19 protein-coding genes are annotated in these 18,365 nt (G+C 55.0%); 13 read left to right on the top strand and 6 right to left on the bottom strand.

Translation table 11 applies throughout. The annotated features are described in order from the left end of the window. Positions 1 to 58: 58 nt before the first annotated feature. From PVT68_RS08895 to PVT68_RS08915, 5 genes are all read right to left on the bottom strand, one after another. A complete protein-coding gene (locus PVT68_RS08895; protein ID WP_280322383.1) occupies positions 59 to 1,534 on the bottom strand; it encodes a cellulase family glycosylhydrolase in 1,476 nt (491 codons plus the stop codon). Positions 1,535 to 1,980: 446 nt separating this feature from the next. Next, positions 1,981 to 3,648, bottom strand: coding sequence for a family 43 glycosylhydrolase (locus PVT68_RS08900; RefSeq protein WP_280322384.1), 1,668 nt, complete (start codon positions 3,646 to 3,648; stop codon positions 1,981 to 1,983). Between the two features lie 32 nt (positions 3,649 to 3,680). Beyond that, positions 3,681 to 6,869: a glycoside hydrolase family 3 N-terminal domain-containing protein gene (locus PVT68_RS08905; RefSeq protein WP_280322385.1), complete on the bottom strand. Its 3,189-nt coding sequence runs from the start codon at positions 6,867 to 6,869 to the stop codon at positions 3,681 to 3,683. Between the two features lie 250 nt (positions 6,870 to 7,119). Beyond that, the gene (locus PVT68_RS08910; RefSeq protein WP_280322386.1) at positions 7,120 to 8,589 is read right to left on the bottom strand and encodes a sugar porter family MFS transporter; all 1,470 of its coding nucleotides are present in this window, start codon (positions 8,587 to 8,589) and stop codon (positions 7,120 to 7,122) included. Between the two features lie 266 nt (positions 8,590 to 8,855). Beyond that, on the bottom strand, positions 8,856 to 10,343 hold the full coding sequence (locus PVT68_RS08915; RefSeq protein WP_280322387.1) for an MFS transporter: 1,488 nt from the start codon (positions 10,341 to 10,343) through the stop codon (positions 8,856 to 8,858). Between the two features lie 342 nt (positions 10,344 to 10,685). On the opposite strand from PVT68_RS08915, the gene PVT68_RS08920 reads away from it, so the two are divergent. The 9 genes from PVT68_RS08920 to PVT68_RS08960 all read left to right on the top strand — a co-directional run bounded on the left by PVT68_RS08920 (position 10,686) and on the right by PVT68_RS08960 (position 16,392). Beyond that, positions 10,686 to 11,045 carry a helix-turn-helix transcriptional regulator gene (locus PVT68_RS08920; protein WP_280322388.1) on the top strand — a complete coding sequence of 120 codons (360 nt, stop codon included), beginning with the start codon at positions 10,686 to 10,688 and terminating at the stop codon, positions 11,043 to 11,045. Beyond that, positions 11,039 to 12,385 carry a type II toxin-antitoxin system HipA family toxin gene (locus PVT68_RS08925; RefSeq protein ID WP_280322389.1) on the top strand — a complete coding sequence of 449 codons (1,347 nt, stop codon included), beginning with the start codon at positions 11,039 to 11,041 and terminating at the stop codon, positions 12,383 to 12,385. Before PVT68_RS08920 ends, PVT68_RS08925 begins: the two co-directional genes overlap by 7 nt. 113 nt (positions 12,386 to 12,498) lie before the next feature. Next, entirely contained in the window at positions 12,499 to 12,930 is a 432-nt protein-coding gene (locus tag PVT68_RS08930) for a GFA family protein (protein ID WP_280322390.1), read from the top strand. 83 nt (positions 12,931 to 13,013) lie between these two features. Next, on the top strand, positions 13,014 to 13,670 hold the full coding sequence (locus PVT68_RS08935) for a hypothetical protein (protein ID WP_280322391.1): 657 nt from the start codon (positions 13,014 to 13,016) through the stop codon (positions 13,668 to 13,670). A 49-nt stretch (positions 13,671 to 13,719) separates the two neighbouring features. Further along, complete coding sequence (locus PVT68_RS08940; protein ID WP_280322392.1) at positions 13,720 to 14,028, top strand: hypothetical protein; 309 nt, start codon at positions 13,720 to 13,722, stop codon at positions 14,026 to 14,028. Between the two features lie 46 nt (positions 14,029 to 14,074). After that, the gene (locus PVT68_RS08945; protein WP_280322393.1) at positions 14,075 to 14,638 is read left to right on the top strand and encodes a hypothetical protein; all 564 of its coding nucleotides are present in this window, start codon (positions 14,075 to 14,077) and stop codon (positions 14,636 to 14,638) included. Between the two features lie 298 nt (positions 14,639 to 14,936). Beyond that, entirely contained in the window at positions 14,937 to 15,242 is a 306-nt protein-coding gene (locus PVT68_RS08950) for a hypothetical protein (protein WP_280322394.1), read from the top strand. 278 nt (positions 15,243 to 15,520) lie between these two features. Further along, positions 15,521 to 15,799, top strand: coding sequence for an energy transducer TonB family protein (locus PVT68_RS08955; RefSeq protein WP_280322395.1), 279 nt, complete (start codon positions 15,521 to 15,523; stop codon positions 15,797 to 15,799). A gap of 89 nt (positions 15,800 to 15,888) precedes the next feature. Next, a complete protein-coding gene (locus PVT68_RS08960; protein WP_280322396.1) occupies positions 15,889 to 16,392 on the top strand; it encodes a hypothetical protein in 504 nt (167 codons plus the stop codon). Here the strand turns inward: PVT68_RS08960 and PVT68_RS08965 are convergent. Then, positions 16,389 to 17,081 carry a spermine/spermidine synthase domain-containing protein gene (locus PVT68_RS08965; RefSeq protein WP_280322397.1) on the bottom strand — a complete coding sequence of 231 codons (693 nt, stop codon included), beginning with the start codon at positions 17,079 to 17,081 and terminating at the stop codon, positions 16,389 to 16,391. The genes PVT68_RS08960 and PVT68_RS08965 overlap by 4 nt on opposite strands. Positions 17,082 to 17,229: 148 nt before the next feature. Between PVT68_RS08965 and PVT68_RS08970 the strand changes: the two genes are divergently transcribed. The 4 genes from PVT68_RS08970 (at position 17,230) to PVT68_RS18370 (ending at position 18,274) form a co-directional block, all read left to right on the top strand. After that, a complete protein-coding gene (locus PVT68_RS08970; RefSeq protein WP_280322399.1) occupies positions 17,230 to 17,370 on the top strand; it encodes a DUF2986 domain-containing protein in 141 nt (46 codons plus the stop codon). Between the two features lie 89 nt (positions 17,371 to 17,459). Beyond that, positions 17,460 to 17,708 carry a DUF2164 domain-containing protein gene (locus tag PVT68_RS08975; protein ID WP_407666136.1) on the top strand — a complete coding sequence of 83 codons (249 nt, stop codon included), beginning with the start codon at positions 17,460 to 17,462 and terminating at the stop codon, positions 17,706 to 17,708. A 30-nt stretch (positions 17,709 to 17,738) separates the two neighbouring features. Beyond that, positions 17,739 to 18,125, top strand: a complete 387-nt coding sequence (locus tag PVT68_RS08980) for a DUF6632 domain-containing protein (RefSeq protein WP_280322400.1) — start codon at positions 17,739 to 17,741, stop codon at positions 18,123 to 18,125. Positions 18,126 to 18,166: 41 nt separating this feature from the next. Beyond that, positions 18,167 to 18,274, top strand: coding sequence for a hypothetical protein (locus tag PVT68_RS18370; RefSeq protein WP_407666146.1), 108 nt, complete (start codon positions 18,167 to 18,169; stop codon positions 18,272 to 18,274). Positions 18,275 to 18,365: the final 91 nt, after the last annotated feature.

Consider the following 18,365-nt stretch of genomic DNA (forward strand, 5'->3'; position numbering starts at 1 on the left):
GGTACAACAAAAGAGATACGAAAAAAAACGGCAGCCCCGAAAAAAGCTGCCGTGAACATCACTGCACCGAACACTCGGGCAGCGTGATATTTCCCGGCGCACCCTGCATGCCAAAGGTGGCACTCTGCCCCGGTTGAAGACTGCGGTTGTAACTCACCGAATCACCTTCGATGACACTGCCACTTGCAGTAGTAAGCTGCACGCTCCAGGCATTGCTGATGGACACCGACTGCGCGAACGCCAGCGCAACCGACCAATCACTCACCGCTTCACTGCCAGTGTTGGTGACCGTCACCGTACCCAGCACAAAACCCGAACCCCAGTCACTCAGGCCTCCCGCGCTGCAGCTGAGACTACTGCCTCCACCAGAGGACGAACCAGAAGAAGACCCGGAAGCAGACCCGGAAGAAGAACCGCCCGAGGAGGACGAACTGGAGGAAGAGCTGGACGAGCTTCCTCCCGAAGAAGAACTGCTGGATGAACTACTCGACGAACTACTCGACGAACTGCTGGAAGAGCCACCGGAGGAAGATCCCCCACAGCCTGCAAATACCGTCGCGCACTCCGCAGTCTCGGCAATACCGTTGCTGCCGTTAAACAGCCGTTCCCCCCAGGCAGAGAGATTGTTGGGATCCCAGTTGAGCGCCATATCCAGATAAGGCTCGGTATTACCGGACCAGGACCAACCGAGATAACCGAGCCCGCGCGCTTCGGCTTCCGCGAGAATGGAATCCTCATCCACCGGTTGCCCCTGGTGCTCGTGGCCGAATTCACCGACCAGCAGCGGCAACCCCATATCCTGAAAATCCTGCATATACGTGGCAACGCTGTTGTAATCGCCGTAGATCTGATACATGTGCACGGAAAAAAGCACATTGGCGAGAGGGTCTGAAGCAAAGATCTGCGGTGCATTCCCGCGCATGTGATTTTCCCAGTCCTGCCCCCAGCTGGAAGCATCCACCACAATGGTATGGGTCAGGCCCGCATTGCGCAGGCGCTGGATAGCGGCGGTAGTGCCCTCCACATAATTGGTTTCGGAGACGAAATTTCCGAAAGGTTCATTGGCAATATTGATCAGGACATAGTCTTCCTGTCCGCGAATGGCCGCGACAATGTCCGCACTTACCCAGTACTCGGCCGCTTCAGAAATATGAATGGCTGCACTGTCTTCACCCCAACCGGTAGCGTCATGCACTTCCAAAACACAGATCAGTGCATTCGCCTTGCATTGATCGATCACCCGAGCCACGTCGGCACCGTCATTGCGATTCCAGCGCCCGCCCGATGCCAGCACCACCCTCACCGCATTTGCGCCAGCAGCGGCAATATCTGCGAGAGCCTGCTCGGTGCGGCCCGTGTACCATGTGTGCGCGTGATTGACGCCGCGCATAACAAACGGGTTACCGTTGCCATCCAGCAGCTCACCGTTGTCAATGGAAAAACCCGCCCAGGAATGTCCCGCAAAAAACAACAGGCCTGCCGCGGCAAATCTTTGCCACAGCCTTCCGCCAACTTGATAATTTTTATTCTCCATTCTTCCCACCTTTTATTGAACAACACGTATTGAATAACACGCATTAAATGTCGCGAGCACAGACGTACATCGCCGTACCCACAATGGATAAGCACTTCAATAAAACGGGAACACATTGGCAAAAATGACTCGTCATCTATCACAGCTGACAAATGACACTACCGCTTCGTCAATGCTTCCGGCGGTGTGAAAAAAAGAAATACATTTATTATTCTTATCGAAACCTATCCGGGTAATACAGACGCACGCTTCGGTGAAAAAAATAGGCGGGGATCTCTCGCCCGCCCAAGCTCACACCAAATCGACGATTACCTCGGAGACATTTACGTCACTCATAGGACGTTTTAAAAACCAGAACTTATCCACGCAAACAAAAATCAGGCGACAGTATTTGATGCAAACTTCACACATTGATGAAGTGCAAGAAAAAATCGCCGTAGGGTTCGCTAAACCGCCCGATAACGGAAACGTCGGAAACGCACATCACCGTCGCCAGCGCTGTACAACCCGACCCTGAGACTGAGAAATCCGCCAAACACATTGTGATGCAGGCCAGAGACTTCCATGCGATGCCCGTGCAAATGCCAGGTTTCACCACCGTCCCGGGAATAGTGGTAGGTCACCACATTATTGTGATTAAGCAGTTTTATTCGCAGGCTGGAAGTCTGCGCGGGCTGGCGGAACCAGCTCTGTTCCTCGGCGTATTGATAGGTCTTGATGAATTCCCGGGTAAAACCGAGTCCGACAAAGGCCCTGTGGTTGTAAAACAGCAGCAGTCCACCTTCGGCATCTCCGTCCAGCTCCATCGCCACTTCCACTTCATAGGCGCGGTCGCCGACAATACAGGTGAGCGGCGCACTATCCGCCGGCGAGGCGCCACGTGCCGCAATACGCAGACCGTCCTTTTCATAATGAACCCGCCGCATTTCATCCGCGGAAGGATTGTGGAAGGCCCACTGGATACCGAAACGGTCATCCCGAAAATCGTCGGAAAGTGCACTGCCCGCTGTTCCCCGCGATTTGCCGCCGGGAATGGGCAGAGGACGCGAAAGATCGCCGCCGATCGCGCGAAACCAGCCATCGTCGGTCCACTCAATGGGTTCCAGCAAGGTCTGGCGACCCAGGGTACGAAAGCCGTTTTCATAGCCGTGATACACCATCCACCAGTCGCCGTCCCCACCCTTCCCGCTATTCGGTCCCTCCACCAGGGTTGCGTGGCCGCGGGACCACCAGGGTTCCTTTTCATTCACCGTGCGCACCAGCGGATTGTGCGGGCAGTGCTCCCAGGGGCCGTGAATGGATTTGGAACGCGCGGCAATCACCATATGCCCGGTGGCCGGACCTGCAGTGCCGCCCACTGCAGTGACCAGATAAAACCAGTCGCCGCGGCGCAGCAGCTTCGGGCCTTCCGGTGCGAAGTTTTCCACCACCCAGTCTTCCGGATAGCGCCAGGGATCGTAGGCGGATTCCAATTCGCCGGCGGCAGATAGACCGTCGGCACTCAGCCTGATTTTGCGGATGCCGTTGACGAACAGGTACCGGTGCCCGTCTTCACCCACAATATGCCCGGGATCGATACACCCCTGAATACGCATATCGATGGGATCGCTCCAGGGCCCGCGAATATCGTCCGCCCAGATCACAAAAATGGACCAGCCCTTATCATCCGGGTTGGCCGGAATATAGATGTAGTAGCGGTCTTCGTGCTTGCACAGGTCCACCGCCCAGATGGCACCCAGCGGCTTGAACAGCGAAGGTCCAACCGGCGACCAGTTCACCAGATCCCGGGAGTGCCAGATAATCAGCCCGGGATAGGAATAGAACGACGAAAAGGTCATGTAATAGTCGTCGCCGTCCTTGAGGATGGTCGGGTCCGGATGGTCACCGGGAACGACGGGATTGATAAAAGTGCCGTTACCCAGATCCGCCTTTCTCTGCCCCTCGATTCCCCGGGCCCAATTCACAGGCGCTTTACCATCAGCGCTTGCCGCGCACTTTTCGCTGTCTGTTTTTGTGTTCGCGGTAACGGTGCTGGCAACCGCGCCGGCAAAAGGCGCTGCTGCGGCCCCGGCGATCAGACGTTTGCACAGGTTGCGGCGGGAATTATCAACCATGGATTCGCTCCGTATTTGCAGCAGGTTTTCGATTAATCCAGCAGTCTGGAGAGCGTCGGCTCCATGGCCTCGGCCCAGATCTGGTAACCGCTTTCACTCAGATGCAGATAGTCGGGCATGATCTCGGTGCTCAACTCGCCATCGTCCTGCAGAAACTCGCGATAAATTTCCTGATAGAAAATATGTTCGCCATCGGCGAACTCTTCAATGATGTCGTTGATACCCTGGTTGACCCGGCGCATGGGCGTGCCGGGTTTGGGATCGCGGGGGAAAATACTGAGCAGCAAAATTTTCATTTGCGGCTGGCGAGCGCGCAGCTCCTCCAGCACCGCGCGGATACCGGCGGCAGTGAGTGCCGGATCTTCCAGGCGGTGTCCGGTGTTATTGGTACCGATCAGCACCACACCGGCTTTCGGCTGGATACCATCGAGTTCACCATTCTGCAGACGCCACAGCAGGTTTTCCGTGCGGTCGCCGCCGTATCCCAGATTTACTGCGTTGCGATCGGCATAGAAATTTTCCCAAACGGATTTGCCTTCTTTCTCCCAGCCTTCGGTAATGGAATCTCCGAGCATCAGTAAATCCACATTGCCTTCGGCGAGGCGTTGCTGGTTGCGTTGGAAGCGCTCATCCCACCAGCCTTTGGACCAGTATTCATGGCGAGTATCGGGCGTGGTGGCGAGGGTACGGTAATCCGGGCAGCTGTCACTGGCGCGGGCGCTTTTTTCCAGGCGCACATTCGCCACCGCCACCTGTCCCTTGCCGCCAGCGCGCAGGGAGAAAGGCACACGGATTTGGGAGAAGTCATCGCCCTCGCGCACAAAACAGCTGAGCTTGTAGCTTTCGCGCTGCCAGCCCTTACCGATGTTTTCCCGCGCCTGCAGGGTCAGATCCACACGGCGCTCGCACTCGTGGCCGCACTGCAACTCCAGCGCGAGGTCCGCGCCTTCCAGGTCATCCACTTTCAGGTCGAATGTCAGCACGCCCTGCTCCACATAATTGGAAAGGTCCAGCGGCCCACCGTGCTGCAGACTCAGGCGCGCCAGCCAAGTGTCCTGCCATTTGAACGTCAGCGCATCTTCCTGCACGTCCTTGTCGCTGGTCACTACAGTAACGCGGCCGCTGGGTAATTTCGCGAAGGCGCCGCTCAACATCTGGTTCTGTTCGAAGTCGTCGATCTGCACTCCCCAGGGTTGCAGCGGGCGGCCCTGATACAGCGCGTAACTTTTCGGTTCACCCTTCAGCAAACCGGGGACATTTTCCGTAAGCCGTGCCGGCCCTTCATATTCCGCATACAGACTCAGGCCGTAACCCAGTGCAAACTGAGGTGCATAGTCATCGTGGTGGGGGTTCAGTTTTGCCTGCAGCGGCAGTCCCGGCCAGGAAAAGGACAGTCGGCCGGTGAAATCGTAGCGGGCCTTGCCCTGCTCATCCGCAATGAGCATATCCGCCACGCCGTCACCTTCGGTCCCCGGCAGCCAGGCGGCGACAAATGCGTTGGATCCGTTGATTTCAGGGTTCACCCACATAGGGCGGCCAGAGAGAAATACCGAGACCACCGGAATTCCTTCCGCGTTAAATTTTTTCAGCAGCGCCAGGCTTTCTTTGTTGCCCGGCTCAAATTCCAGTGTGTTGCGATCACCTTGCCCTTCTGCATAGGGAGACTCGCCGAACACCACGATGGCCACATCCGGCTTTTTACTGAATTCACCGTCGACCGCAAGCAGGGCGTTACCGCCGGCAGCCTCTACTGCCTGCTTGATGCCGCGGTAGATGGAGGTGGCTCCGGGGAATTTATCATTGGGAATTCCGGCGCCCTGCCAGCTTACACTCCAGCCACCGGACTGCATGGCAATGCTGTCGGCACCGGGGCCGGCGACGAGGATATTCTGTTGCGGATTCAACGGCAGAAGGCCATCGCGATTTTTCAGCAATACCATACTTTCACGCACTGCGCGGCGCGCCAGTGCGCGGTGCTCCGCACTGCCGACGATGGCTTCGTCACCGGCAAACGTGCGCTCAGATGGCTTTTTATCGAATAGGCCTGCGCGCAGTTTTACCCGCAGGATACGCCGCACCGCGTCATCCAGGCGCGCCATGGAAATCTCACCACTGTTCACCTGCGTCAGGGTGTTGGCGATCATGTTTTTCCAGTCGTATGTCACCATCAGCAGATCGATGCCGGCGTTGATGGCCTGGGGGCAGTTGTCGTTGGTGCAGCCCACAACCTGACCGTGGCCATTCCAGTCGCCGACCACAAGACCGTCGAAACCCATGCGCTTTTTCAATACATCGGTCAGCAGATACTGGTTGCCGTGGTGCTTTTCCCCGTTCCAGGAAGAGAAGCTGGCCATCACACTCTGCACCCCGCTCTCGATGACCGCGGGGTAACCGGCGTTGTGAATATCCACCAGTTCCTGTTCGCTGATACGGGCATCACCCTGGTCGTCGCCCTCAAAGGTGCCACCGTCGGCAAGAAAATGCTTGGCAGTGGCGAGCACGCGGGTTTCCGACAAAAAATCATCAGCACCAACAGTGCCCTGCAACCCTTCCACCATGGCGGAGGCAAAGGTTTTGACTACCTGTGGATCTTCGCTGTAACTCTCGTAAGTGCGTCCCCAGAGATCGTTCTGGGCGACAGCGAGGGTGGGGGCAAAGACCCACTCGACACCGGTGGTGCGCACCTCCGCCGCGGTGGCCGCGCCGATGGCCCGCACCAGATCGGGGTTACCGGTGGCACCGAGTCCAATGTTGTGCGGGAACAGGGTGGCGCCGGTGAGATTGCCGTTGCCATGTACCGCATCGGTGCCCCAGATAATCGGAATCGCCACCCCGCCATCGCTGCTATCCATCGATGCTTCCCAGAGGGCATCCGCCAGTGCCAACCAGTCATCCGGGCCGGCGTTTTCCTTGCGCCCGGGAATGGAACCACCGCCATTCAATACTGACCCGATATGGTATTTCTTCACCTCTTCCGGTGTGATCGACTGGATTTCCGGCTGCATGATCTGACCGACTTTTTGTTCCAGCGTCATTTTTTTCAGTAATGCTTCTACCTGCGTTTCCACTTCCGGGGCCATCACCGGACTCTGGGTTTTCGGCCACAAATCCAGCCGCTGGGAAGTGTCGTCAGCGGCAGAAAGCCCGGGCAACGCAGCGAGAAAAATACCCGCGACCAAAAGTGAGCGCAGCGGTTTTACCGGTATGTCAGCGGATTTCATGGTGTGCCATTCCTTGTTTTTATTCCGGGCAATCGGTTTCAGTTTTTTATCCATGGCCGATAATTTCATCGGGTAAATCATATAAATGGCATCGAGCGCAAAAAATTCCCGGGGCTTACCCTCAAGACTTCAGCAGGGGCTGGTGAACTCTTCAGGGCAGGGGCCGCGCGGGTTCAAGGGTGCATTTGCCCAAGGGGAGTCGATGCCGGCGGCCGCCATCCGCTTACCGGTTGCAGCCGCCATTGGGAAATCAGCCCTGCATCTGCTCCAGCTCCCGTCCCTTGGTTTCGTGTACGTATTTGCTCACGAAGAAGATGGAGATAAAGGCGCACAGCGCGTAAATGCCGTAGCTGCCGGAAAGCTGGATACTGACCAGCAGAACCGGGAACGACAGGGTGATACCAAAATTCGCCAGCCACTGGGCCAATCCGGACACTGCAAGGCCGGAACCGCGAATCTGGTTGGGGAACATTTCGCCCAGCATGACCCACATCACCGGGCCCCACGAGGCGTTGAAGAAAATCACATAGGCGTTGGCCGCCAGCAGCGCAATGGTGCCGACGGAATCCGACAGGCTCAGCGCGCCGCTCTCGTTCAGCGTGGCCTGGGAGAAGGACACTGCCATGATCGCCAGGGTCACCGCCATGCCGATGGAGCCGAACCACAGCAGCGGCTTGCGACCGATCTTGTCCACCAGTACCAGCGCGGTAATCACCGCGGCAATACTCACCACACCGGACACCACATTGATCAACAGTGCATCGCTCTCGGTAAAGCCCACGGACTGCCACAAGACGGCGCCGTAGTAGAACACCACATTGATGCCCACCAGCTGCTGGAACACCGCGAGGCCAATCCCCACCCACACAATACTGCGCAACTTGCCGGTTTTGGCATCCTTCAGGTCGGACAGGCTGGGGCGGTGGTCCGCCGCCAGGGAGGAGCGGATTTCCTGGGTTTTTTCCTCGGCTGTGCGCGCGCCGAACAGACGGGTCAGTACCGAGCGCGCCGCATCACCGCGGCCACTGGCCACCAGGAAGCGCGGACTCTCGGGAATAAAGTACAAGCCGATCAGGAAGATCGCCGCGGGGATCAGTTCGATCCAGAACATCCAGCGCCAGGCTTCATATCCCATCCAGAATTGGTCGGTGGAAGCGCCAGCAAACTTGGCGATAGCGTAGTTACTGAGGAACGCCGCCGTCAGGCCACAGATGATCGCGACCTGTTGCACCGTGGCCAGGCGCCCCCGGTAGGCCGCCGGTGCCACCTCACTGATATAGGCCGGAGTCATCACACTGGCGGCACCCACCGCCAGGCCACCGAGAATGCGGTAAAGCACAAACTCCAGCGAGCCGGTGGCAATACCGGAACCCCAGGCGGAGACAATAAACATAATCGCAGAGGCCACCAGCAGTGCCTTGCGCCCGTACTTGTCGGCGAGGGTGCCGGCGAAGAAGGCACCGATGGCACAGCCCAGCAGCATCGACGCTACATTGAAGCCGGTGCCTGCGGTATCGGAATTGAACGCGGTCTGCAGGCCCTCCACGGTGCCATTGATCACACCGCTGTCGAACCCGAACAGGAAGCCGCCGATCGTGGCCACGCCGCTAATGGCGATGACGAGACCGTGATTGGTTTCGGAAAGATTGGATCCAGAGGCGGAGTCTGCGACTCCGGGCACGGCATCAACGGCCGCACCACTGCTGACGGTGGTACTCATTGTTATTCTCTCACTCACTGTGGGCCGCTGAGCGACTCCGAATTATTCTTAGATCAGCCTACTTCGCACCCTTTAATCTGATCGGTATCAGGGCGTGTGGCCAATGGCATATTTATACAATTAATCGCACAAATATGTAAACGATTACACGGATTTATAAAAAACTGTCGCAGGAATACACGGGCACAAAAAAAGCCCCTGTCAAAGGGGCTTCACTGGAGCTACGCATGGAGTCTGCGCAAATTGGGATTCACGCAGACCATACATCAACCAACCGCCGGCTCACCCTCCACGTCCGCGACCACCAGCGGCTCCTCGCGCACAAAGCATACCGACACGGCTCCGCACACCATAAACACACCCGCCAGCATGATGATGTAGATGGCCTGGTTGTCGAACACCGCCGCCAGAATCGGTCCCGCCACCAGTGCGGAAATAATCTGTGGCGCGGCAATGGTGAAGTTGAAAATGCCCATATAGACCCCGGTTTTACTCGGCGGCAGCGAATCGGACAGGATTGAGTAAGGCATCGCCAGAATCGCCGCCCACGCAATCCCCACACCCACCATCGGCAGCAGCAGGCCAATGGCACCGCTGGGCACGGTAACCTGGGTGATCAGCAGATTTACCTCAGTAGCCGCACCACCCTGAAACAGGGTAAAGCTCATATAACCCAGACCACCCAACAGCAGCGACAGCGCATAGGTCAACTTGCGTCCGATGCGGTTGGCGACCCGCGCCAGCACCACCGAGAAGATGGCCGCAAACAGGGAATAGGCCGCAAAGATGATACCTACCCAGTCGCCGGCAGCACCTTTGGCCGCAGCGATATGAGCCGGGATTTCACCGACCGACTCCAGGTAGTGGGAATCAAACCACTTGGCCTCCACACCCCATACATGCTGGGTGATCGCCGGCGTGGTGTAGACCCACATGATGAACAGGGAGAACCAGGAGAAGAACTGCACCACCGCCAGCTGGCGCATGGTGGTGGGCATGTTTACCAGCAGGCTGAAGAAGCCGACCAGACGCTGGGCCAGCGACTTGCGCTCCGCCAGCTCCCGCGCCACCACTTCCGCGTCGATCCCTTTATAGGCGTTGTACTCCTCCGGCGGATACTCCTTGGTGCGGAATACGGTCCACAGCACCGAGCCCAGCAGCACCGAGGCACCGATATAGAAGGCCCAGATCACCGACGGCGCCACTTCACCCCCGCGCGAGGTGTTCTCCAGGCCGATCACATTGGTAAGGATAAACGGCAGCATGGAGCCGCATACCGCGCCAATATTGATCAGCAGCGACTGTACCGAATAGCCCACAGTGCGCTGCTCCGAGGGCACCATGTCAGACACCAGTGCGCGGAACGGCTGCATGGTGACGTTGAACGCCGCATCCATCAGCGCCAGCATCACGCCACCGAACAGGATCGGCGCAATAAACGCCACCGCAATTCCGGCATTGGGCATAAACGCCATACCCAGCGCCGCGGCGATGGCACCAAACAGGATATAGGGGTTGCGGCGGCCGAAGCGGCTCCAGGTGCGGTCAGACGCAGAGCCCACAATCGGCTGCACGATCAGCCCCATCAGAGGCGCCACGATCCAGAACAGGGACAGTGAATGCAGGTCTGCCCCCAGGTCGGAGAGAATCCGGCTGGCATTGGCATTCTGCAGGGCAAAACCGAACTGCACCCCGAGAAAGCCGAGGCTGACGTTCCACACCTGCCAGAAAGGAAGTTTGGGCTGTTTTTTCATCGCTGTAACCGCCTGGTTATTGTTTGCGTCGAGCGTCGGCAACCGGTATCGGGTCGTGCGGCACTCTGGTTATGGCGGGATTCTGTCAGCCCGGACCAGTGCGGCCATCCTCCCCGCCGGGGGCGGAGGCACGTCGAACAGCCCCTCCCAAACACCGCGACGCCGTGGTCACAACCTCTCGAAAAACATCGCGATAGTCTTATAAGATCCCAAAATCGATACACAAAGAACTTAAACTGTATTTATGTACCGAAAAATGGACTCTAAATGATTATCTTGCAATATCCTCAAATAGGGACATAATCCGTAGAACTTTCGCTTATATCCCAGATATAGCACTCTATGGATCAAGGACTGAAATCCCCCGCCGCCATTGCGGAAACCCTGGGCCTGCGCCTCAAGCAGGCACGCCTGAACCGGGACCTCACCCAGCAGGAGGTAGCGGAGCGCGCCGGCCTCAGCCGCAAGGCCGTACTCAATGCGGAAAAGGGCAAGGCGCAGCTGGAAGTCGTGATCGCCATACTGCAGACCCTCGACCTCACCGCCCAGCTCGACCACTTCCTGCCACCACAGCCGCCCTCTCCCATCCAGCTCGCCAGGCTCCAGGGCAAACAGCGCCAGCGGGCTTCCGGCCAGCGCCGGCACCGGGATGGAGATAAAGATGAGGATACGGACACAGACGGAGAGCTGCCCGAATGGTGATGGAAGCCATCAACGTCGACTATTGCGACCAGAGCGGAAGGTGCCAGACCGCAGGCGCAGTCAGCTTCGATACCGAGACCGGGGTCGGCGCCTTCGAATACCACCCCGCCTTTATCGACCGCGGCATCGAACTCTCCCCCCTTAAAATGCCGCTGGCGCGGCGGATCTACAGCTTCCCGGGGCTCAGCTTTGACACCTTCCGCGGACTCCCCGGGCTGATCGCCGACTCCCTTCCCGACGACTTCGGCAACGCAGTACTGAACGCCTGGATGGCCGCCCAGGGCAAACACCCCGACGACATCAGCCCCCTGCAGCGACTGCAGTACACCGGCAAGCGCGGCATGGGCGCGCTCGAATACGCCCCCGCCACCCGTATCAGGAACCTCAACGCCACCCAGGACATCGCCATCGACGAACTGGTGGCCATCGCCCAGGAAGTACTCGACAGCCGCGCGGGCTTCCGTGTGCAGCTCGACAACGATAAGGCGGGAAACAACCGCGACGCCCATCCACAGGAAATGCTTGCGCTGCTCTCCGTCGGCATGAGCGCCGGCGGCGCCCGCCCCAAGGCAGTACTCGCCTTCAACCGGGATTTCACCCAGGTGCGCTCCGGGCAGACCGACGTGCCGGACGGCTTCACCCACTACCTGATGAAATTCGACGGCGTCAGCGAACACAGCCGCAACCAGCAGACCTTCGGCGACCCCATGGGCTTCGGTGCAATGGAATACGTCTACTACCTGATGGCCACCGCCTGCGGCATCGATATGATGCCCTGCCACCTGTTACACGAAGGTAACCGCCGGCACTTCATCACCCAGCGCTTCGACCGGGTCGGCAACCACAAGGTCCACATCCAGACCCTCAACGGCATTGCCCATGTGGACTACAAGGCTCCCGGTTCCTATTCCTACGCCGAACTGTTCGGCGTCGCCCGCCAGCTGAAACTCACCGCGATAGAAGCCGAACAACTGCTATTGCGCATGGTGTTCAATATCGTCGCCCGCAACCACGACGACCACTCGAAAAACTTCGCCTTCCTGCTCAACGAGAAAACCTGGCAATTGGCCCCCGCCTATGACCTCGCCTACAGCTACAAACCGGGGAGCAAATGGGTCAACAGCCACTGGATGAGCCTCAACGGCAAACGCGACCAGTTCACCCGCAACGATATCTACAGCCTGGAGAAGCTCAGCCCGCTGTTTGGCAGAAAGAAGATCGACGGTATTGTGGACACGGTGGTGGAGCAGGTATCGCAGTGGCGGCGACTGGCGCTTGAATACGAAGTGCCGAAAACGCTGGTTGATGAAATCGATTCGAATTTGCGGCTGGGGATATAAGTGAGTTTCGTTCGAGCCCTCAGGACAAACAATAATATTTGTGGAGTTCCGAGTGCCCGACGTAAAAAATCGCGCTCGAGGCTATGCGGGCGTCATACATCACGGAGGATAGAATGCAGAAATTGACCGGGCGGTGTCTTTGCGAGGGCATCGAGTATGAAATTTCGGGAGAGATCGGCCCCATATACAACTGCCACTGCTCCCGATGCAGACGATGGCACGGTGCGCCGTACAGAACACGCTCAACCATCAAGAAAAGCCAATTCAAATGGGTAAAAGGAGAGGAGCTGCTTTCGAAGTTCTACTCATCGCCAACCACCGCGAAAACATTCTGTTCCGTTTGCGGCTCCAGCCTGATCAGCCTCTATGATGAGGAGCCGGATAAAATTGGCTTTCCTCTTGGCGGTTTAGATCAAGCCCCAAACAATAAGATTGAAGGACACTTCTTTGTCGGTTCAAAATCACCTTGGCATGAAATCGTCGATGACTTACCACAATATGAGGAGTTTCCTGGAGCGAGAAGCACGGTAAGAGCTACAGAGTAATCTGTGCAACCACTACCCCCTATTTTATTTCCAAAAATATACAAAGTAATCTGCCTTGCATAAGGCTAAGTGAGAACGGATACGTGAAGAAGTACCTCTTAGCTGTTTTAGCGTCGTTTTCCATCGATTCTAACGCGGACACTGAAATCAGTTCGTGCCAACAGCAAGGCAAGACATACGCTGAATGCAGTCAAGAAGCTGAAAAGAAGATCATAGCGGGCACCGACAGTCTTGTAGTTAGAGATAACAACAAATTGATTCTCAAGCCTTTAAAAGCTGCAAACCCGGAAATGGAACTGGTTGATGGCGAGCTTCAATACACGCTGAAAGCCCACTATCCCGATCAGAAAATTTCGCTTATTTCCGTCTCCGGCTGGGAATATTTCACCGCATATATCTACCATCACGAGTACGGCGCTTACAGAGAGGCATTTGATGAAATACGCTTTTCGGAAGATGGTCATTTTCTGGTGGCATTCGGAGACGATATTGAAGCAGGCTTTGCTCCCAATGCGGTAGCCATATACGAACTGGGGGACTGGCCAGAATTGATGGTTCAGTTCCAGAATATGAATTTTGGTGTATCTGATGCTGCGTTTATTTCAGATACAGAGGTAAAACTGGAAATTTATTTTTTTAAAGCGGGCGTAGAAGGGTATGCCAAAGGCGAATGCAAGCTCGTCTCCAGACACGGCCTCTGGCAGTTCAAAGATGTAGATTGCGCTAAAGACGCCAGATAAACCGGCATCAATCTCATCAACCATACTGATTCGACGGGAAATTACTGTAGTGAAGTTACATTTCATCGAAAAAGCGAAAGCCTTCCAGAGAACCGATAAAGAATTGAACATCTGGAAAAGTGGGAACTGGGTTTTATCAAATGACGTCGCAGAAGCTTCCGTTGGTGGCGACATCTACTTTCATACAGAACAAGCAAAACCTTCCTATTTTGGTGGTGAAATCATTGAGGTTAGGAAGCTTCAGGAAGGACCAGATAAAGGCCGCTATGTAATTACATTTAAAATGACAATGGCCCACAAAGGTGTAAAAACCGAAAAGCAAGGCTGGGGAATGGAAAAGAAGATTATCCGCGTATAACCCCAACCAAAAACAGCAGCCGAAGTAAGATGGTAAATATCTTGTCATGAATGAAGTAACAGCTGGCGTTGAAAATATTCAAACGGTATTCGATAATTTCCCATCAAAGTACCTGTTAATGAATGGCAACATTGAGAAAAATTTGAAGTTTTTTGTTGGCATGGTACTCGAAGGATCCGTAGATGGATTTTCTTACGCGATGGATAAGAAAATCGACAACCATGAAGTCGATATGCTGGGCTTTATTAATGGCGAGAGCGTGCTAGCCATTGAGTTCAAATGCACTTTTTCTTCAGATCCAGGCGCCACCATTAAAGCAGCCAAGGATGCTTGTAAAAAGATCATAAAAACCAACGAAATAGCGTTACTTGCAAACAGCAAGAAACAAATTGTGCATTTTTTAAACCACTCTTTTCCCGCGTCCGACACATCTCTCAATCCGGAATATATCAAGCGTAAATATCCGACCGGAAATCGGCTTAGCCCCGAAGAATTAGCGAGTACTTTTAAGTCAGAGCTTGGGGAGAAATATTTTCAACATCGCATTCACTCATACCAATTTCCATCTGACGCCATTGGTTTAGACGCGCTGATAGTTGATATCACCTAACCATGCACCAATGAAGGTCGTTTCGCACTGCTTATGAGAACCGCAATTTGTTGAATTGCGAAAAAATCATGACGATAGCCATCCGAGACGGTATTCTGGGGAAAAAGAAGTAGTAAGGATTAAAATGAAAGTCTGTAAAATGTGCAAGAAGGAAATCGAGAATAAGGCCATCAAGTGCCCCTATTGCCAAAGCTACCAGGATTGGTACCGAAGCCCTCAGCTGCTATCTCTGGCTGGGCTTTTACCATTATTACTTTTATGGCTTTATTACCTAAGGCCGTTCGCTTCTGAAAACTTTATGGATTACCAGAAACAGTTTTCTTCACAACAGATCAATGTCGTTGAGGTGGAGGGGAGAAATGGTCCCTACTTCAAAATAACCTTTAAAGTTCAAAATGATACTGATCATAAATGGGGCCAAATGAGTTACGAGCTTATTGGTCGCACCGGTGGGGAAATCATTGTCGCTGAGCCCGGATCAACCTATAGCTGGGTAATCCAGCCGCATTCCAGCTCCTATCTAAGTGCTGATATTCCCGTTGTTCAGGGTATCGCCAATTGGGAGCTGGTAATCAAAGACATCAAAACCGGGAACCGCATCTAGAACTTCGAAAACTCAAAGTTGTAACTCCGTGCCTGCGCCCTATGCAGGCATGGACGTCAAGTTCACCTGTAGTTGTTCCCCGCGTATTCTTTTTTTGTAACATCAGATTTTCTGGGTAGTTAGTAACCATGAAAGCATTTTGGATCGCCTGGGGCATACTTTCATTGTCAGTATGGGGTGTCTATTTGTACCTTAACCCCTGCCTGTACGACTCGGATCGTTGCGATATATACCTGCAGGAAAAGGGGGTTTGGGAAGATTTCAGGAACCCCCAGACGATGGAAGTTCGCACCAGCTGGCTGAAAAATACCGGATACGTGCTGTATCCGTGGGAAGCCCGTGAAAGAGGGATTGAGGGCTTTGTGGTGGTATCTTTTACCATCGCGGAAAATGGCGAAATTATTGAGGGAAGTATTGCGGAAAGTAGCGGGTCTAAACTATTGGATAATTCAGCACTGGAGGCCATTTCGACATTTGAGGTGGATATTGCCGCGCTGGGGGATGTTGAATTTCCACATACCAAAAAAATGCGATTTAAGTTCAGGATGGCAATTTAGCAACGATACAGGCTAGAGGCCAATCCCAGAGGAGGCCGCTCGGACCGCCCTAACCGAGCCATGGATTATTTATAGTTAAAGCAGGTAGCATGAAAAAAATTCTGGCTTTTTTTGCCCTTCTTTCAATATCGTGCTTTGCTCATTCCGAGAAAGCCGATAAGAATCTGGAAGCTGTCGTCAGCGCCCATATTGCAGAAATCAAACACTTCTACAGTCAGCTTGATGGTGTGTGGGAGGGAGAGTTACACAGCCGCGAGCTGGAGGGGGATTATCCCGATCAAGCCTATCAACGGAAATTCCGCTTAATTATCGACAACCAGAATGTCTATATCCTGACCGATGTTGAAGGTGAATGGCGCGAGTACGCCTATGACTACAAGATCGAACGCCACGCTACCAATGCGGTAATTTTTGCCCAGGCCTCCGATGACGCGTGGGTTGAGTCCATCTCGATGGTCGCCACCCTTCAGGATATTGATCAGTTAAAGGTGCTGTGGAGCCGGGCTGTTAACAATTTCCTGGTGCAACCTGATGCCGTTGATGCCCGTGGGTTTTTCCAGGATTTCGCAGTGCTGAATAGAGTGAAAGACTAGCGAGCTCGGGTGGAATGTTTCTTCGCCAGGAATATGGTATGTCGTGCACCTTTGCCGGGGCGCTCGCGGACGGTCTTGACCTCCACCTGAAACCCTGCCTTTTTCAGCCGGCCCACATACATGGTGTCCGGCCCCGCTGACCACACAGCCAACACTCCAGTTGGCGCAAGGCTGTTGTAGATACTGCTGGTGCCCTCGACCGAGTACAGCCAGTTGTTGTCACTGTGGGTAAGCCCCTCGGGGCCGTTGTCCACATCCAGCAAAATGGCATCGTAGTTTCCGTCGCCCTTTACCAGCAGTTCGCCGACATCACCGATATGAACAACTGCGCGACTGTCATCCAGCGGACGACCGGCGCAGGTGCCCAGAGGCCCGCGGTTCCACTCCACCACCTCGGGAATCAGGTCAGCAACGATAACCTCGGCATCGGAAGGCAGCGCGTCGAGGGCGGCCGCCAGGGTGTAGCCCATGCCCATCCCACCCACAAGCACCCGTGCGTTCTTGCGGTTCGTCAGGTGGGCGCAACCAAGCACCGACAGCTGTTGTTCGCTGTGGAATCTGCGGCTGTTCATCAGTTCGCCGCGGGGGCCGGACAAACTGATGGAGAATTCCTGGTCTCGCTGGCGCAACGTGAGTACGCCGCCGTCATTGGGGATATGGGCGGTTCCGAGTTCGATCCAGGGTTTCATGGTGTAGGCTCGTAATGGGGGGCGTGATCGGGCGGGCAATGTAGCATACGTTGGTTACCTTTTCCCCTGACGCTAGAATGCCCCTCGTCTTCAAACCATATCAGCCAGCTTCCACTGTCGTTTATACCCCCAATGTCCCGAGTAATGCATGAATCGTAAAAAGAAAATCAAACAGATTTTGAAACAGAAGGCCAAAAAGGCCAACGACAAACTTAACCCCAAGCGCAAACCCCGCTATGTTTCCAAGGCTGAGCGCGCCCGGCAAGAGCAGCAAGTTGAAGATCAATAATGCACACTCCCAAAGCATCGCTGCGCACGATGCTGCTTTATATTGAACATGACCTGTGGCGACACGCGTCAAACCCGAAAAAATGATTCATGAAAGACATCGAATTTTCAAAAGAACAAAAAGAACGAATGGTGGGCAAGATTAAATCGTACTTTGCCGACGAGTTGGATCAGGAAATTGGAGGCTTCGAGGCCGAGTTCCTGATTGAATTCTTCGCCAGGGAATTGGGGCCATACTTTTACAATCGCGGAATCTTTGACGCACAACAGGTTTTCAACGAGAAAATCGACGAGGCTGGTTACATCATTCACGAACTCGAAAAACCCGAAGCTTACTAGGGCCTGTTACCACTAAATTTGGGAGATCTCATGGATAGAGAAGAACGACTCAAGTATCTGCGTATTGCACTTATTGCGTTTGGCATCATATTTATCGCCGGGGTGCCGGCGATGATGATGTTCATCTGGCCTTCCGGTTGGGGATGGACGCCATCCCAGCCAGAGTATGAACAGATGATTATGGGAATTTACGCAACTCTGGGCGTATTCCTGATTCTTGCGGCAAAGGATCCCATGGCCAATGCGAGCCTTATCTGGTTTACCGTCTGGTCGAGCATTGTGCACGGTGGGATCATGCTGGCTCAGGCAATCGCTGACAGCACCGATCGCGCGAATCTGCTGGGAGACGTTCCCGCACTGTTCCTGGTGGCGGCCGTACTCTGGTATCTGATGCCGAAGAAATCGGACACCCGCTAGCCCGGTCATCCATTTCAGCGACGTGCAAAGGCGCCAGCGGTATCAGCGCCAATGTCATTGCCGCCTATTATCACGATCACATCTTTGTTCCCGCCGCCCAGGCCAAGGCGGCGCTGAGCGCACTACAGGCACTGCGCAGCAACGGCTGAACGCCGCTCACCTGACTCCCCAGTCCACCACCTGTCGTCATCTCCCCCCGGGCCGAGGGGGATAACAGCCGCCATCGCCTTGGGCACAATC

The organism is Microbulbifer bruguierae, assembly GCF_029869925.1.
GTDB lineage: Bacteria > Pseudomonadota > Gammaproteobacteria > Pseudomonadales > Cellvibrionaceae > Microbulbifer > Microbulbifer bruguierae.

Bases quoted from the DNA above. Each gene is read 5' to 3' on its own strand.
- PVT68_RS08960 (WP_280322396.1), top strand. From the start codon at position 15,889: ATGAAAAAAATTCTGGCTTTTTTTGCCCTTCTTTCAATATCGTGCTTT.
- PVT68_RS08970 (WP_280322399.1), top strand. From the start codon at position 17,230: ATGAATCGTAAAAAGAAAATCAAACAGATTTTGAAACAGAAGGCCAAA.
- PVT68_RS08910 (WP_280322386.1), bottom strand. From the start codon at position 8,589: ATGAGTACCACCGTCAGCAGTGGTGCGGCCGTTGATGCCGTGCCCGGA.
- PVT68_RS08955 (WP_280322395.1), top strand. From the start codon at position 15,521: ATGGAAGTTCGCACCAGCTGGCTGAAAAATACCGGATACGTGCTGTAT.
- PVT68_RS08920 (WP_280322388.1), top strand. From the start codon at position 10,686: ATGGATCAAGGACTGAAATCCCCCGCCGCCATTGCGGAAACCCTGGGC.
- PVT68_RS08915 (WP_280322387.1), bottom strand. From the start codon at position 10,343: ATGAAAAAACAGCCCAAACTTCCTTTCTGGCAGGTGTGGAACGTCAGC.
- PVT68_RS08925 (WP_280322389.1), top strand. From the start codon at position 11,039: ATGGTGATGGAAGCCATCAACGTCGACTATTGCGACCAGAGCGGAAGG.
- PVT68_RS08965 (WP_280322397.1), bottom strand. From the start codon at position 17,081: ATGAAACCCTGGATCGAACTCGGAACCGCCCATATCCCCAATGACGGC.
- PVT68_RS08950 (WP_280322394.1), top strand. From the start codon at position 14,937: ATGGATTACCAGAAACAGTTTTCTTCACAACAGATCAATGTCGTTGAG.
- PVT68_RS08975 (WP_407666136.1), top strand. From the start codon at position 17,460: ATGAAAGACATCGAATTTTCAAAAGAACAAAAAGAACGAATGGTGGGC.
- PVT68_RS08895 (WP_280322383.1), bottom strand. From the start codon at position 1,534: ATGGAGAATAAAAATTATCAAGTTGGCGGAAGGCTGTGGCAAAGATTT.
- PVT68_RS08900 (WP_280322384.1), bottom strand. From the start codon at position 3,648: ATGGTTGATAATTCCCGCCGCAACCTGTGCAAACGTCTGATCGCCGGG.
- PVT68_RS08945 (WP_280322393.1), top strand. From the start codon at position 14,075: ATGAATGAAGTAACAGCTGGCGTTGAAAATATTCAAACGGTATTCGAT.
- PVT68_RS08930 (WP_280322390.1), top strand. From the start codon at position 12,499: ATGCAGAAATTGACCGGGCGGTGTCTTTGCGAGGGCATCGAGTATGAA.
- PVT68_RS08980 (WP_280322400.1), top strand. From the start codon at position 17,739: ATGGATAGAGAAGAACGACTCAAGTATCTGCGTATTGCACTTATTGCG.
- PVT68_RS08905 (WP_280322385.1), bottom strand. From the start codon at position 6,869: ATGAAATCCGCTGACATACCGGTAAAACCGCTGCGCTCACTTTTGGTC.